This is a genomic window from Ventosimonas gracilis, assembly GCF_001580025.1.
GTDB lineage: Bacteria > Pseudomonadota > Gammaproteobacteria > Pseudomonadales > Pseudomonadaceae > Ventosimonas > Ventosimonas gracilis.
In genome coordinates, this window is sequence record NZ_LSZO01000220.1 from 1 (window position 1) to 15,318 (window position 15,318).

The window sequence follows — 15,318 nt, forward strand, 5'->3', positions numbered from 1 at the left end:
GTGTCGACTCGCCATTTAATCAAGCATCAAGCCGCTCTTCACGCCATCAGCGCTAGCTTAACCACATAAACCACCAGCAGTGGCTGTTAAATCTAATCCCACCCCTTAGGGCAGTTGATGCAGCCTTCCATATTGGCGCCTTCAAATAGTCCAAAGCGAGTGCGTGCGCCGGTTAGGTTGGCGTTTTCCAAGTTGGAGCTGCTAAGTTTTACCTCCTGTAAATTGGCATCGCGTAAATCGGCACCTTTTAAATCGGCTTTATTTAACCAAGTCATTTCCAGATTAGTGGCGATAAATTTAGCGTTGTGCATTTTTGCACCAAACAGACGGGCAAATTCCAAAAAAGCGGCGGATAAATCCGCGCCTTCAAATTGCGCGGCCGGGGCGAACATACTCCATCCGGCAATGGCGACCAATTTGGCATGGGTTAAATCAGCACCGCGCAAATTGGCCTGTTGCAGGCCGGCGCGGGTTAAATTGGCGTCTTTTAAATTGGCTTCTTCCAGTTTGGCGAGATCAAGATTACTGTGACGCAAATCGGCACCTTGCAAATTAGCGCCAATTAAATTCATTCGCCGCATATCTTGATTGCTTAAATTGGCTCCTGCCAGATTGGCACCCGGGCATTGGCTGGCAGGTTGTATGCGGCAGCCGTCAATAATCATAACGTCCGCATCGCTAATATCGCTAATATCGCTTTCATCGGCTAAAGCAACGCTGCTGGTTGCGGCAATCAGCAGGGTAAGTAACCAGCGGGATAGATCATTCATGGCATGCTCCTAATCGATTGTTATGGCTTTGTCCCTGCCGTTATTTAAATAACGGCAGGGAGTAGCGGTTATTAACGGCTGGCGGCGGTTTTATCCCATTCGGGCAGTCTAAATACCCAGAACGAGCCACCTTGTGCGACCGGTTTGGTCAGTTCGGCCATATCACCGCCCCAGAGCGGGACTGCGCCGCCGTAGCCGGTGGTTACGCCGATGTATTGCACGCCGCCGTCTTCCCAAGTAATGGGCGGCGAGACAATGCCGGTGCCAACCTGGAACTTCCACAGTTCCTTGCCGTTTTTCGCATCAAAGGCTTTGAAGAAGCCATCACCGGTGCCGGTAAAGACCAGATTGCCGTGCGTTGCCAGCACGCCCGCCCAGAGCGGCAGGCGTTCTTTGTTTTCCCAGACCACTTTGCCGGTGGTGGGGTTGACCGCACGCAAAATGCCGACGTGGTCGTCAAACAGGCGTTTGATGCGAAAGCCCATGCCAAGATAAGCCGCGCCTTTGCGGTAGTTGACTTCTTCGGTCCAGTAGTCTTCTTTCCAGTGGTTTGCGCCCAAGTAGAACAGGCCGGTATCCGGACTGTAGGCCATCGGGTTCCAGTTTTTGCCGCCTAAAAAGGGTGGCGAGACTTCAACCGATTTACCCTTGGTTTCGCCCGGCCCTGGCAGTGGTGGACGCTGGCCTTCGGCGACTACTGGCCGACCGGTTTTCAGGTCGATGCGCTTGGCCCAGGTGATACCATCGACAAACGGGAAGGCGTTTTGCAACTTGCCGTTGTTGCGGTCTACCACATAGAAAAAGCCATTGCGGTCAGCGTGTGCGGTGGCTTTGATGGTTTTGCCGTTTTTGTCTTTGTAATCAAACAGTACCAGCTCGTTATTGCCGGAAAAGTCCCAAGTATCGTTGGGCGTGTGCTGGTAGAACCATTTGATTTCGCCGGTGGTTGGGTCAACCGCAACTTGGCCGGAGGTATACAGGCTGTCGTAATCCTCCTGGTTGCCACCAATGGCAGTACGCGCCCAGCCGTTCCAAGGTGCCGGGTTGCCGGTGCCGATAATGATGGTGTTGGTTTCGGCATCGAAACTGGCGCTCTGCCAAGGTGCGCCGCCGCCCTGGCTCCAGGCTTCGCGCTTGCCGGTGGGCGAATTGGGGTCATCCGGCCAAGACGGCGATTTGGGATTACCGGTTATTGTGCTGTCTTTGCCGCCAAGCCTGCCCATATGGCCTTCCACCATCGGGCGCATCCAGAGTTCTTCGCCGGTATCCGGGTCGCGCGCGTACAGCTCGCCGACAACGCCAAATTCGTCACCGGAACTGCCGTGGATAAGGATGACTTTGCCGGTTTTGCCGTCTTTGACCAAAGTCGGCGCACCGGTCATGGTGTATCCGGCGCTGTGGTCGCCGAATTTTTTGTTCCAGATAACCTTGCCAGTGTCTTTGTTAAGCGCAATCACGCGGGCATCCAGCGTGCCAAAGAACACTTTGTCGCCATAAATGGCAGCGCCGCGGTTGACCACGTCACAGCACGGGCGGATATCGTCCGGCAGGCGGTGGCTGTAACTCCAGAGCTTTTTGCCGGTTTTCGCGTCGAGGGCAAACAGGCGTGAATAAGAAGCCGTCACATAAACCACTCCGTCGTGCACCAAGGCTTGAGATTCTTGCCCGCGTTGTTTTTCATCGCCGAAGGAAAACGACCAAGCGGGTGCGAGTTTGAAAATGTTTTTGTCGTTGATTTGCGTCAGTGGGCTAAAGCGCTGGGCGTTGGTGCCAAGGCCATACATCAGTACATCATTGGTGGTTTTGTGGTCGTTGGCAATGTCATCCCAAGTGACATTTTTCGCCAAAGCGCCTGTGCTTAAAGCCAAGGCAGCACCCAACATCAGGCTCTGCACGGCACAGGCCAAAGGGGCTTTTGTGCTGGGGGGCGTTGTTTTTGTCATCTTTGTGGCTCTCATGCATGAAAGGTCTTAGAAAAGGCAGTTATCTGCCCGGCCATACTGATGATGGAAGCACCGCCTGTCCGCGAGAAGGGAAAAAATCCTGCATCTTGAAGGAAAAATTCCCAGTTCAGACATTACTTGGCACTGCTGCTTAAGACCCATACCAAGGGAGTGGTTTTGCGCCTCCAAAGCAGCATGGGGAGACCTTGGAATGACATTTAGGATAAGTAAACCAGCCTGTTGACCTTCTTCCCCAAGGATAAAAAATGAAGCTTAAAGCGTGGTATCGCCCGTATTGGATGCTTGCTGCCTGCCTTGTTGCACCGCTTTTGGCATGGGGGCATGGCAATGTCACTCCGCAAAATGTCAATACCGAAGGTCTTGAACCCTTGGGCAAAGAGTGGCGCGAGGAAAACCCCTACCGCGGCAATGCCAAGGCGATTGAAATTGGTGCTTCAGCCTATAATCAAAACTGCGCGGCCTGCCACGGGCTGGAAGCCAAATCCGGCGGCATTGCACCGGATTTACGCTATCTGGAACCCGGCGCAACCGGTGATGAGTGGTATAAGGAACGGGTCATCAATGGCGCGGTACGTGATGGTCGGGTGTTTATGCCAAAGATGGCGAATTTCCTCGACCAAGAAGCCCTGTGGGCGATACGCAGTTATCTGGAAAGCGTGCACGTTGAGGAAGGCAATAACTAGCGTTTGGCTAAAAGCGCAGGAGAATAAAATGAGCAGTTTATCCGCACGGCTTTCCCTCTTCCACTTATGGGAGAAAGGAGGCGAAGGTTCAGAGTGGGTAGCCCAACGGGTACATTGCTTGCCTAAGCACCCTCTCCCCCGCCCCCTGCACAAGTGGGCGAGGAGAATTAGTGCATGCCTCTGCTTTGCTCTGCTGCCCGCCTTGGCTTTGGCGGTGAGCAGTGAAGACCCGATGAAGTCGAGCATGTGGAATTTCCACTACCAACGGCTGCTGAAACAGGGCGCGGTACTGTTTGATGAACGGGTCAAACTGGATGTGCCGCCCTTTGCCGAAGATTCCAGCCAAGTTCCCATTCAGGTCGATGCCCGCGAACTACCCGGTGACGTAGTGCAAATAATCGCTTGGGCAGAACTAAACCCCATCCCACATATCTTTACCTTTTATCCCGAATCCGCCGATGTACTGCCCGTGGTCGCCATCCGCATTCGTGTGGAACAGGCCACTGTGCTGCGAGCAGCGGCACAGACCAAAGACGGCGTTTGGCACGTCGGTTCCGCGCGGGTGGATGCAGCAGGCGGCGGCTGCACCGCGCCCAGTGTGGTACGTGCGCAGCCGGATTGGGAAAAGCGGCTGGGACAAGTGCACGGGGCGCGCTTTAATCGCGGCGAGTACAGCCGTCTGCGTCTTCGGGTAGACCATCCAATGGATAACGGACTTATAGGCATTCCTGAGTTTTTCCTCAATCAAGCGCAGCTTCGCGCCGATGATGGCCGCCTGCTGGCCACCCTGGAGCTGTTCCCCGCCGTAGGCGAAAACCCCACGCTGAGCCTTGAAGTACGCGGTAATCAAGCCAACCAACTTTGGCTGCGCGACAACAACGGCAACGAATTTAAGGCCAGTTTCTAAGCAATAATAAAAACCGGAGGTTTTATGCGGCTGCATCGTTTTGTTTGGCTATGCCTTATCGTTGCTCTACCGTGCAGTGCTTTGGACTACGACCTTAAACCCAAACAGATTGCCGCTGGCACTTGGCTGTTGGAAGGCACAACGGACGATTTTTCACGACAAAACGGCGGCAATATAGTCAATACAGGCTTTATCGAGACCAGCGCAGGCGTTGTAGTTATCGACAGCGGTCCATCCAAACGCTACGGCGAGGCGCTGCGTGCGGCTATCGGCAAAGTGACCGATAAGCCGGTGGTGCGGCTGTATTTAACCCACCATCACCCCGACCATGTCTTTGGCAATCAAGCCTTTATGGATGTGCCGATTGTGGCACTGTCCGGCACGCGCGAGCTTTTGGCGCAGCAGGGCGATGCGCTGGCGGAAAATATGTACCGGATGGTTGGCGACTGGATGCGCGGCACGGAAGTCGTGCTGCCGACCGAAGAGGCCACAGCAGGCAGCGTGGACATCGGCGACCACCGCCTGCAACTGCTGGCGTTGTCCGGCCATACCGGTGCGGATTTGGCGATTTTTGACCAAACCACTGGCGTGCTGTTTGCCGGTGACCTGATTTTCTACCAACGCGCCTTAACCACGCCGAACAGCCCCAGTCTGGATAGTTGGTTGGCCGATGTAGCGACCTTGCAAGCACTACCGTGGAAACTGATTGTCCCCGGCCATGGCCCGCTCGCCACAGACGATAAGCCCTTTGTGCAAATGCGCGATTACCTAGGCTGGCTGGATAATCTGATGCGCAGCGGTGCCGAACAAGGCGCGGAAATGACCGAACTTATCCGCACCCCCATCCCACCACGCTTTGCCGCTATCAGCCTGTCGCGCTATGAACTGATTCGCAGCGTCAGTCACCTGTATCCACGCTACGAACGGGCGAGGTTGCCAAGAGTGGATGCGGCGGCGCGTTAACCGATACCCAACAAAAAGCAAAGGTTTTTGTTGGGAGGCTTAGAACAGCCGGTTTAATCCATCAAACGCCGCCACGCGATAAGCTTCGGCCATCGTCGGGTAATTAAAGGTGGTATTGACGAAATACTTAAGCGTATTGGCCTCGCCCTTTTGGTTCATGATCGCTTGACCGATATGCACAATTTCCGAAGCCTGATAGCCAAAGCAGTGCACGCCCAGAATTTCCAACGTTTCGCGGTGGAACAGGATTTTCAGCATGCCGACCGGTTCGCTCGCAATCTGCGCGCGCGCCATACCTTTAAAGAAGGCTTTGCCGACTTCGTAGGGAATATTGGCGCTGGTCAGTTCTGCCTCGTTGCGCCCCACTGAGCTGATTTCAGGGATGGTGTAAATGCCGGTCGGTACGTCATCGACAAAGCGCCAACTGTCCTGCTCGGCAATATTGCCCGCGGCGCAGCGGCCTTGGTCGTAAGCGGCGCTGGCAAGGCTCGGCCAGCCAATCACGTCACCTGCGGCATAAATATTGGCGATCCCGGTGCGGTAGTTTTCATCCACCTCAATCTGCCCGCGTGAATTGACCTTAAGGCCGATATTGGCAAGCCCCAACTGTTCCGTATTGCCGGTGCGGCCATTGCACCAGAGCAACGCATCGGCCTTGATTTTCTTGCCGGATTTAAGATGCAGCACCACGCCATCATCCTGGCCTTCAATACGTTCGTATTCTTCGTTATGGCGAATCAGCACATTTTGGTTGCGCAAGTGATAACCCAGCGCATCGGCAATTTCATCGTCCAAGAAACTGAGTAGTTGGTCGCGGCTGTTGATTAAATCCACCAATACGCCAAGACCGCTGAAAATCGACGCATATTCGCAGCCAATCACCCCCGCACCGTAGATAATCAATCGCCTTGGTGTATGGGTTAATCGCAAAATGGTATCGCTGTCATAAACGCGCGGATGGGAAAAATCCACATCCAGCGGATGATAAGGGCGCGAGCCGGTGGCAATAATAAATTGCCGCGCCATCAGTTTTTCGACCAGACCGTTATGGCAAACCACTTGAACACTTTGTTCATTGGCAAAACTCGCCGTGCCGAAAAAGGTATCAATACGGTTGTGGGCGTAATAACCGGTGCGCGAACTGACCTGCTTGCTGATAACTTTTTCCGCACTTTTGAGCACATCAGGAAAGGAAAACCAGCGCGGCTCGCCAATCAAACGAAACAGTGGATTGGTGTTGTACTGCATAATTTGCCGCACCGAATGGCGCAGTGCTTTGGACGGGATGGTGCCAAGATGGGTGCAATTGCCGCCGACCTTGGCACGATTATCAACCACGGCGACTTTAAGCCCGTTTTTCGCCGCATTCATCGCCGCGCCTTCACCGGCCGGGCCGGAACCCAGCACCACTACATCATAGTTATAAACCGACATGCTTATTCCTTAACCACTTAAATACTTGTCATTAATAGCGATTGCACATGATAAATCACGTGCGATGCTTTTGTTTCAGGCAAGATTTTGCTCAAGAAACCTTAAATAGTGCTGGCGCAAGTTTTCGCTTTCATTAGCCAGATGATGTTTGGCGCCAGACAGCAGCAGGCGCCGCGCGTTGGGTAGTTTCTTTTGTATCACCTTGAGATTGTGTTGCCAGTTCAGGGTATGGTCAGCATCGCCCTGTACCAGCAGCACTGCTCGCTCGCTCGGGGCGGCGTTCTCGATCAGGGGTATCCAGCGCATTAACGCACCGACCCAGCGGCAGGGCAGCTGCCGCGGTTGCAGTGGGTCTTCTTGACGAATAAAACTTAAGAACTCGCTATCGTTTGAATTATCGGTAAATCGCCGTTCTATGCTGTCTTTAAACCCGCCAATCAGATACCAAAGCAGTTTTGACCAAGCCCAAGCGCGCGGGCGTATCAGTGGGGCGAGCAGGATGATTTGGCCAATTTCTTCGCATACTGCGCCGCGCAGCAAATAGTCCAGCAAAATACCAGCACCGGTGCTTTGTCCCAGCAAATGCCAGGGTTTCGGCAATTCAAGCTGCGCGGCCTGTTGTAGTAATGCCTGCAATGTGGCTTGGTATTCGGCAAAGTCGCCAATATCGGCGCGTGCCCCGCTGGATAAGCCATGTCCGGGTAAATCACAGGCAAACACGGCAAAACCCTGTCCAAGCGCCCAGCGAATCAAATGCCGGTACAGCCCCAAATGGTCGTAATAACCGTGCAGAATCATCAAAGTGCCGCGCGGAGCAACAGGCTGCCAAAGCTGCACAACCAATTGATAATCCAGCACCTTAAGCAATCCGCTGTATGTGGTTGCGCCAGCAAAATCAGTGCGGTAAAAGCGCCGATAATCGGCAAAAGCGGCGGGTTCTGGCTGCATTTGGCCGATAGGCTGAAGCAGCGCGCGCATATCCTGGGGCGAGAAAAAGGCGGGCAATGAAGACTCCTGAGCGGGAAAATCCGAGTGGCTGGGTGAAAGGTTGATTATGGCAGCCGTTTGTATCTTTTGCCGTTCGGCTAAAACCCTCGCTGTTTTTTAATTAACTGGTAGGCCTTGTGCAGTTCGCCGGTGCGTTCGGTGGCTTCGCGCAAGCGTTCGGGCGTTGCGTTATGGCCGGTCAGTTTATCGGGATGATGCCGACTAAGTTGCCTTCGCCAAGCGCTTTTAATTTGCGCGGGACTGCTGTTTGCCGTCACACCAAGCAGTTTTAATGCCCGTTGATAATCACTGTGACGGCTTTGCGGGTCATTGAGGTTTTTTGGCTGATAATCTTGCCCCAGCGCTTTGACTTTGTGTGCGGCAAAGCCCATCCAACCGCCCCATTGCAGCAGTAGCCTCTGTTCATGAGCGCCTAAATAGCCGTCGGCCAAGGCCATCCGCCAGCAGGCGCGAAGCAGTGCCTCGGCAAGTTGTGGCCGTGATGAAAGCTCCGTGAGCGAGCGTTGCAGTAGACCATCTTGCAGGTTTTTGCCGCGACCAAAAGCGGCTATCGCCTCGCGCTGGGCGTTTGCACCAAGGCGTAGGCGCTGCATTTCTGCGCGCGCCATTTGGATATGGCTTTCTTGCACCGCACCTTCGCTTTTTGCCAGTCGTCCCAGCAGTAAAAACAGCAGTTCACGTTCGTCCAAGTGGGGCTTTTCGGCCAAACGCCCGCGCAGTAACGCGGGCAAATCCTGCAAACGGCGCAAACGCAAACGACGGTCAATCGCTTGCCCCAGCAACGCACCAAACAACGCACCAGGCAGCCTGCCCAGCAGTAAACCCAGTAAAGCGCCCAGCAGGGTGAAAGGCCAAATCATCGGTTTATCCGCCGGGCAAGCTGATTGGCCTTATCCAATCGCTCATGACTGCCTACGTCTATCCAGCGACCTTTATGCTGCTCGCCGCTTAATCTTCCACTTCCGGCGGCTTGATGCAGCAATGGCGCGAGCGTCGAAGCGATGCCTGCCAAGCAATTATCCACCAGTCTTGGATGAATCAGCGCAATACCGCTGTAGGTTAAGCGTGGATGCTGCGGGTTTTGACTGATTTTGCCTTGGTTTAACGCAAAATCACCTTGCCGGTGGTGTGGCGGGTTATCCACCAAGACCAAATGCGCGTCGCAGTTTTCTGCCAATGGACGGCGCAGACGGGCAAAGTCATAGTCTGTCCAAATATCGCCATTGACCAATAAAAAAGGGGTATCGCCCAGTAATGGCAAGGCGTGCTTAATGCCACCTGCGGTTTCCAGCGCTGGGTCTTCTTTCGACCAGTTAATCTGTACGCCAAAACGCGAACCATCGCCCAGATGCTGGATAAGCTGCTCACCCAGCCAGGCGCAGTTAATCACAACCTGGTTAAATCCAGCCTTAGCCAGCGCCTCTAGATGGTATTCAATCAGCGCTTTGCCACCAACTTGCAGCAAGGGTTTGGGTCTGTGCAAGGTCAGCGGGCGCAGCCTTTCGCCTTTACCGGCGGCCAAAATCATCGCCTTCATGGCTGCCCTTCCGGCGCAGCGGGCAAGTCCGCCAGTAAATCCTTAAGTTCGGCAAGTTCCGGGCGACGTGCCAATACCTCCTGCAAATAATTAAAAAAACGCGGTAAATCCGTAAGGTAGCGCGGTTTGCCGTCGCGGTAAGCAATGCGGCTAAAAATCCCGATGACTTTTAGATGGCGCTGCACGCCGATTAAATCGCTATCGCGCTGAAAATCAGCAAAAACGCTCGGCACAGCAATGCCTGCCTGCTTCGCCTGCGTCCAATAACGCTTAAGCCAGCTTTCTATCTTGGCTTCGGGCCAACTGATAAAGGCATCTTTAAACAGGCAAGTCACGTCATAGCTAAGCGGCCCTAAAACTGCATCTTGAAAGTCCAAAACACCGGGATTGGGCGAGCTTGGTATTAGATTGCGCGGCATATAGTCACGATGCACCAGCACTTTTGGCTGCGCCAAGGCATTTTCAATCAATAGGTTACAAATCCGCTGCCAAGCGCCCTGCTGCGCGGCAGTCAATGAGGTGCCAAGGTGTCTTCCCAGATACCAATCGGGAAAAAGCTGCAACTCGCGCAACAATAGCGCTGCATCGTAAACCGGCCAATCTTCAGAAACGGGGGCACGTTGAATAAGCAACAGGCTTTGCAGCGCGTCTTCAAACAGGCCGTCTGCATTGTCTTGATTTAATACTTCAAGGTAAGTCTGCTCGCCCAAATCATCCAGCAACAAAAAGCCTTGGTTTAAATCTGCCGCCAGCACTTTTGGTACGTGTACACCCGCCCTGCGCAACACTTCAGCCATGCGTACAAACGGACGACCGTCTTCCTGCGCGGGCGGCGCGTCCATCACAATCAACCGCCGCCCGCCGCCCTGCCAGCGAAAATAGCGGCGAAAACTCGCATCACTGCCAATGGCACACAGTTCACCACTGGGCACAGCCCCCCAATGTTCGCGGGCAAATACAGCAGGCAAACTGGCACCAAGCCAAGCATTGAGCAAAGGAAGACGTGTGGACATAAGACGCTCTTATGGCTTAAAAGAGGCGCGATAGTAGCGCAATTTTTCTGCCTGCTTTGTGTACTGCGCTGTTTTTATTGTCTCTGGTATTTGGTGGCTACGCAGGGACTTGAACCCCGGACCCCAGCATTATGAATGCCGTGCTCTAACCAGCTGAGCTACGTAGCCGTGAAGGCTGCGCATTATTCAAATGCAGCCTTGCGCTGTCAAGTTTTGTTTCCCCTCTCACCCGCTTGCCAGAAAAGATCATTTATAACTCCGGCCCCATGGAAAAATGCAGACGAAAGCCTTTATCGCCGTCCATTGCGTGAGCGAGGTCAAGACGCAACGGCCCCAGCGGAGAAATCCAGCGCAGCCCCAAGCCGACACCGGTTTTAAGACTGGGGATTTCTAGATGGTCAAACGCATTGCCTTGGTCAACAAAAGCCGCCACCCGCCATTTCTCGGCAAAGCGGTATTGGTATTCGAGACTGTTTGTCATTAAGTAGCGGCCACCTACCCGCTTGCCCTTATCATTCTTGGGCGCAAGGCTCTGGTAGTCATAGCCGCGCACGCTTTGGTCGCCACCAGCGTAGTAGCGCAGTGATGAAGGAATGCTGGTGTAGTCATTGGTTGCCGTACCGCCCATTTGCAGTCGCGCCAGCAGGCGGTGCCTGTCCCAAAAACTGTACAGCCCCTTCATCAGCAGGTTGGCATGCAACAGATTGGCATCGGACAGAAAATCCTTCTTTGCCGCTGCCATATCAAACTGGAGGCGATAACCATTTGACGGGTCAACACTATTGTCCATTTTCTGCAAGTTAAAGCTGATGCCCGGCATCAGTAAATTACTGATGCCAGTTTTATCGCCGCGTCGATAAGCTTCGTGTTGCCAAGTTAAGGACAGGGTTCGCTGCCAGCCGCTTTCCAGCTTTTGCCCAAGCCTTGAGCTTAATTTGTACAGGCGGCTGCTGCTGTCAGAACCTGCTATTTCTTCGTTCTGATAGCCGCCGGCAAAGCGCAGCTTGTCTGATAGCGGTGCGGCGAGCGGGATTTCATACCAGAACGAGAGGTTTTGTTTAGGCTGCGCCAACTCGCTTTTTAACCCGTAACGATGAGCATTGCTGCCGCTGTAGTGATGAGTCCAGCCAAAGCGAGCGCGCACGCCGACATCGGTAGAAAACCCAGCGCCTATGCTAAAATTGCGCGCTTTGCGCAAGCTCGCCTTTACCTTAACCGGCACTTGCTCGGTGCCTGCCACTGGCTGTGCGTCAATCTGCACGTTGGTGAAGTAGTCGCTGTTTTGCAGCGCTTGATAAAGGTCGGCGATTTTCTGCGCGTCATAGGGCGTATCAGGTGCAAAAGGCACCAAGCGCTGCAAAAAATCATCAGACATCGGCTTAAGTGGCGGGAAAATCACCCTTCCTAAGCGGTAACGCGGGCCGCTGTCGTAGATCAGCGCTATATCGGCAGCGCGCGCTTTCGGGTCAATGATCAGCTGCTGGCGAACAAAAGCTCCGCGGAAAAATCCGTAACGCTGTGCCCCTCGTTCAATAGCCTGCTTGGCCGACTCATAAGCGCCGTGATTAAGCACTGCACCGACTTGCAGCAGCGGGTCATCAAGACGATAGAAGTCCGCCAACTGACTCGCCTCGCCGCTGATCTCAATAGCGACCTTGCGCAATCTGACCGGCTCACCCGGGCGAATTTCAATCAACAAACGCGCAGGCTGCTTACCCTTGCCGAGCAACACTTGCGTCTTAACCTGCGCCTCGTAATAACCCAGCGCCTCCAAGGCGGCACGTGCCTGCTTGGCACTGCTGGGCGCAAGTTGTGCCAGTGCCGTGGCATCACGCCCGGCCAATGGGCCGATAGTGCCTTCTACATTGGCTTTAAGCGTGGCATCGGCTGGCTCAATCTTAATTTCAAGCGACTCTTGCGCCTGTGCCAGCGACAGAGCACCGGCCAGCAGGATCAGCGCGACCTTAAGAAAAAAGTTCATAGCTTTTGACCTTGGCGTTGCTGCAAGCAAACCGCCGCTAAACCACTGGCGCAGACCAGAGCAATCCCCAGCAGGCTGCTGCTATCCGGCCAATGGGCAAAAAACAGCCCACCCAGCAGCGTGGCAAACAGCAGATGGCAGTAACTAAAAGGTGCCAGCAGCACGGGCGGCGCGTAGTGGAAGGCTTGGCTTAATGACAGATGTGAAACCATACCGCAGCAGCCCAGCGCCAACATCAGCAGGCCATCCTTGAGGTTATCGGGAAAATGCCAGAAGAACGGCACCAATGCCGTCATAATCAGCGTATTTTGCAATCCGGCAAAAAAATTGCTGGTGGTGGAACTGTCAAAGGCCGCGAGTTTGCGCGTAAGCAATTGATAGCCGCAAAAACACAGCGCCGAACCAAGCGGCAGCAAAATGGGCGGCGCAAAAAAACTGCTACCCGGATGCACAATCAGTAAAACCCCGGCAAACCCCAGCGAAACGGCTAACCACTGCCCAATACTGACGCGCTCGCCGAGCAGCCAAACGGAAAGCGCGGTCACCAATAGCGGGGCAAGAAAATTGACCGCCGTGGCTTCCGCCAGCGGAATAAATATCAATCCGCTATTAAACAGCACGCTGGTACCAAGCAGACAAAGCCCGCGCAGCGCCTGCAATAACGGGCGTTTGCTGCGCAGCACACGCAGCCCGTTTTGCGGAATAAATACCGCTGCCATCAGCACGGTATGCACCAGATAACGCGCCCAGACAATCATCACAATCGGATAAAAGCCGGACAGGTACTTAGATAGCGCGTCATGGCTGGCAAACAACAAGGTTGCCAACAGCATCAGGGCAATCCCGCGCAGTGGGTGGAAACTGGGATTCATGGGTTTGTGATTCAGCGCTATCGATTAAACCTGCAACGCATCTTATCGGCCAACTCCAGCAATTTCTATCAGCATCTAAAGTTTGTTGCTCGTTTTGCCGATACCTTCGTCAAGAAGGCTTCGCCTTGCTTTTTCTTTAGCATTTATTGGCATTTAGCGGAAGTAAACCTATGCTGCGCAATTTAAAAATCCGTACTGGCATGACGCTGGTGCAATTGTTGATGACCTTAGTGTTACTGATCTCGGTATGCAGTGGCTGGTGGCGAGCCGATATCAGCCAGCAGCAAATTACCCAGATGTACCAACTCAGCGAAAAAAACGACAAGCTGGAAAATACCTTTAACCGTATCTTGCGCATTCGCACGGCACTAGCCGGTGCTTTTAATGAAATCCAGGAAGGCGATACAGAACGCGCCAGCATCAGTTTGCAACTGGCCAAACAGCGTATTGCTGAAGCCGCCGAGCTATACCAACAATTTACACAAATCGCGAGTCTGACCGATGAGCAGCCTCTGCAAGAGCGACTGGGAAAAGACTTCCATTACTATCAACAAATACTTAACGAGCTACTCGATGCGTTGGAGCAAGGTGCGCTTGAGCGTTATAGCGAACTTAATCTTAAAGCACGCAGTATTCATGATAGTTTTGAAAAAAATGCACAAGACTTTGATGACAAACTCGACCAATATGCCAAGCAAATAATGGAAGACACCGCGCAACGCGCGGATACAGCATTACTCTTTGTATTTTTACTGCTGGGTATTTCACTGTTGTTGATGCTCGGTTGTTGGTATTTTATTGTGCATCATGTATTAAAACCCCTGCGTATAGCAGGCGAGCATTTAAAACAGATGGGCAGCGGTGATTTACGCGAAGAAATTAAAGTTTGCTCCAACAATGAAATGGGCGAGCTGTTTAGCTCACTGCAACAAATGCAAGAAGACCGCAAGCAGGTGGTCGAACAAATCGGGCGCTGCGCCGGACAATTGGCCGAATCCGCCGTGGAACTCGCCACCATTACCAAAGAAGGCACGCAAAGTCTGCAACAGCAATATCAAGAATTGGAACTCGCCGCCACCGCCGTCAATGAAATGACCGCCGCCGTGGCCGATGTCGCCAGAAACGCAGCATCCACCTCAAAAGCCTCTGAACAGTCCAACCAATTGGCGATGCAAAGCCGCGAGCAGGTTCGCTCCAGTTTGCAGGAAATTGGCAATATGAACAGCGAAATGCAAAGCAGTTCTGCGCAGATACAAACGCTGGCACAGCACGCGCAGCAAATTGGCCGGGTGCTGGATGTGATTCGCGCGGTATCCGAGCAGACCAACTTGCTCGCCCTCAATGCCGCCATTGAAGCGGCGCGCGCGGGCGAAGCCGGACGCGGTTTTGCCGTGGTCGCCGATGAAGTTAGAAGCCTCGCGCAGCGTACCGGCGAATCCACCCGTGAAATTGAGCAGATGATTGAAGGCATTCAAAGCGGCACGGAACAAGCTGTCGCCTCCATGCTCTCCAGCACCCGCCGCGCACAAACAACATTGGAAGCGACCGAAAGCAGTGGTGCGGCGCTTGAGGATATTTTCAAAGCGCTTTCTGACATTAACGAGCGCAACCAGCTCATTGCCAGCGCCGCCGAACAACAGGCCCAAGTTGCCCGTGAAGTCGACCGCAATCTACTGAATATCCGCGACCTTTCCAGCAACGCCGCCGGTGGGGCCGAGCAAACCCGCTTTGCCAGCGACGAGCTGTCACGCCTCGCGGTGGAGCTAAACAGCATGATTGAGCAGTTTAAAGTCTGATGTCTTCCCTTGTATCTTCGTTTGAGAGGTTATCCACAGCGCGTCATCCCCTTGGAGCCCTGTCATAGACAAGGGCATCCGCTGGGAGAGCATTGGTCGTGGATAATCTTTCTTTGTTTCAATCCCGAACCGTTGTGAGTAGGCGATAGCCGTATCGATGATCTATTGCAAGGCAGGGCTATGACAAAGACCTACCAAGATGCGCTTTTTGTAGGCGTAGACGTTTCCAAGACGACGCTAGAAGTGGCGTTGGATGACAAGCGTCCGACTGAACAATTCCCCAATAACGAGCCAGGTTGCGGCGTGAATGTCGCTCTGTTGCTGATGGAAGCGACCGGCCGTATGTAGAAATTTATACTTTATCTGACAAGGGTCTTAGAGCCTGTTTAC

At 53.7% G+C, this 15,318-nt stretch carries 14 protein-coding genes and 1 tRNA gene; 5 read left to right on the top strand and 10 right to left on the bottom strand.

Annotation, left to right across the window (positions count from 1 at the left end; genetic code table 11):
* Positions 1-92 precede the first annotated feature (92 nt).
* Positions 93-770 (bottom strand): pentapeptide repeat-containing protein, encoded by a 678-nt coding sequence (locus tag AXE65_RS12835; protein WP_079214176.1) that lies wholly within the window; start codon positions 768-770, stop codon positions 93-95.
* 71 nt (positions 771-841) lie between these two features.
* On the bottom strand, positions 842-2,653 hold the full coding sequence (gene exaA, locus AXE65_RS12840) for a quinoprotein ethanol dehydrogenase (protein ID WP_239685105.1): 1,812 nt from the start codon (positions 2,651-2,653) through the stop codon (positions 842-844).
* Between the two features lie 359 nt (positions 2,654-3,012).
* On the opposite strand from exaA, the gene pedF reads away from it, so the two are divergent.
* From pedF to AXE65_RS12855, 3 genes are all read left to right on the top strand, one after another.
* Positions 3,013-3,417, top strand: coding sequence for a cytochrome c-550 PedF (gene pedF / locus AXE65_RS12845; RefSeq protein WP_068393454.1), 405 nt, complete (start codon positions 3,013-3,015; stop codon positions 3,415-3,417).
* 232 nt (positions 3,418-3,649) lie between these two features.
* On the top strand, positions 3,650-4,324 hold the full coding sequence (locus AXE65_RS12850) for a quinoprotein dehydrogenase-associated SoxYZ-like carrier (RefSeq protein WP_239685106.1): 675 nt from the start codon (positions 3,650-3,652) through the stop codon (positions 4,322-4,324).
* A gap of 24 nt (positions 4,325-4,348) precedes the next feature.
* Positions 4,349-5,287 (top strand): quinoprotein relay system zinc metallohydrolase 1, encoded by a 939-nt coding sequence (locus tag AXE65_RS12855; protein ID WP_068393316.1) that lies wholly within the window; start codon positions 4,349-4,351, stop codon positions 5,285-5,287.
* A gap of 39 nt (positions 5,288-5,326) precedes the next feature.
* Here the strand turns inward: AXE65_RS12855 and sthA are convergent, their stop codons facing one another.
* The 8 genes from sthA to AXE65_RS12895 form a co-directional block, all read right to left on the bottom strand.
* The gene (sthA, locus tag AXE65_RS12860) at positions 5,327-6,721 is read right to left on the bottom strand and encodes a Si-specific NAD(P)(+) transhydrogenase (RefSeq protein WP_068393320.1); all 1,395 of its coding nucleotides are present in this window, start codon (positions 6,719-6,721) and stop codon (positions 5,327-5,329) included.
* 75 nt (positions 6,722-6,796) lie between these two features.
* Positions 6,797-7,699 carry an alpha/beta hydrolase gene (locus AXE65_RS12865; RefSeq protein WP_068393323.1) on the bottom strand — a complete coding sequence of 301 codons (903 nt, stop codon included), beginning with the start codon at positions 7,697-7,699 and terminating at the stop codon, positions 6,797-6,799.
* A gap of 107 nt (positions 7,700-7,806) precedes the next feature.
* Positions 7,807-8,589: a TerB family tellurite resistance protein gene (locus AXE65_RS12870; RefSeq protein WP_068393326.1), complete on the bottom strand. Its 783-nt coding sequence runs from the start codon at positions 8,587-8,589 to the stop codon at positions 7,807-7,809.
* A complete protein-coding gene (murU, locus tag AXE65_RS12875; RefSeq protein ID WP_068393329.1) occupies positions 8,586-9,266 on the bottom strand; it encodes an N-acetylmuramate alpha-1-phosphate uridylyltransferase MurU in 681 nt (226 codons plus the stop codon). Before murU ends, AXE65_RS12870 begins: the two co-directional genes overlap by 4 nt.
* A complete protein-coding gene (locus AXE65_RS12880; protein ID WP_068393332.1) occupies positions 9,263-10,279 on the bottom strand; it encodes an aminoglycoside phosphotransferase family protein in 1,017 nt (338 codons plus the stop codon). Before AXE65_RS12880 ends, murU begins: the two co-directional genes overlap by 4 nt.
* Before the next feature lie 91 nt (positions 10,280-10,370).
* Positions 10,371-10,447: transfer RNA gene (locus AXE65_RS12885), tRNA-Met, on the bottom strand.
* Positions 10,448-10,529: 82 nt separating this feature from the next.
* Complete coding sequence (locus tag AXE65_RS12890; RefSeq protein WP_068393335.1) at positions 10,530-12,260, bottom strand: autotransporter assembly complex protein TamA; 1,731 nt, start codon at positions 12,258-12,260, stop codon at positions 10,530-10,532.
* A complete protein-coding gene (locus tag AXE65_RS12895; protein ID WP_079214179.1) occupies positions 12,257-13,132 on the bottom strand; it encodes a DMT family transporter in 876 nt (291 codons plus the stop codon). The genes AXE65_RS12890 and AXE65_RS12895 overlap by 4 nt, the downstream gene beginning before the upstream one ends.
* Before the next feature lie 170 nt (positions 13,133-13,302).
* Between AXE65_RS12895 and AXE65_RS12900 the strand changes: the two genes are divergently transcribed.
* Together AXE65_RS12900 and AXE65_RS13930 are read left to right on the top strand one after the other, a co-directional pair.
* A complete protein-coding gene (locus AXE65_RS12900) occupies positions 13,303-14,928 on the top strand; it encodes a methyl-accepting chemotaxis protein (RefSeq protein WP_068393341.1) in 1,626 nt (541 codons plus the stop codon).
* Positions 14,929-15,108: 180 nt separating this feature from the next.
* A complete protein-coding gene (locus AXE65_RS13930; protein WP_160330616.1) occupies positions 15,109-15,276 on the top strand; it encodes a hypothetical protein in 168 nt (55 codons plus the stop codon).
* Positions 15,277-15,318: the final 42 nt, after the last annotated feature.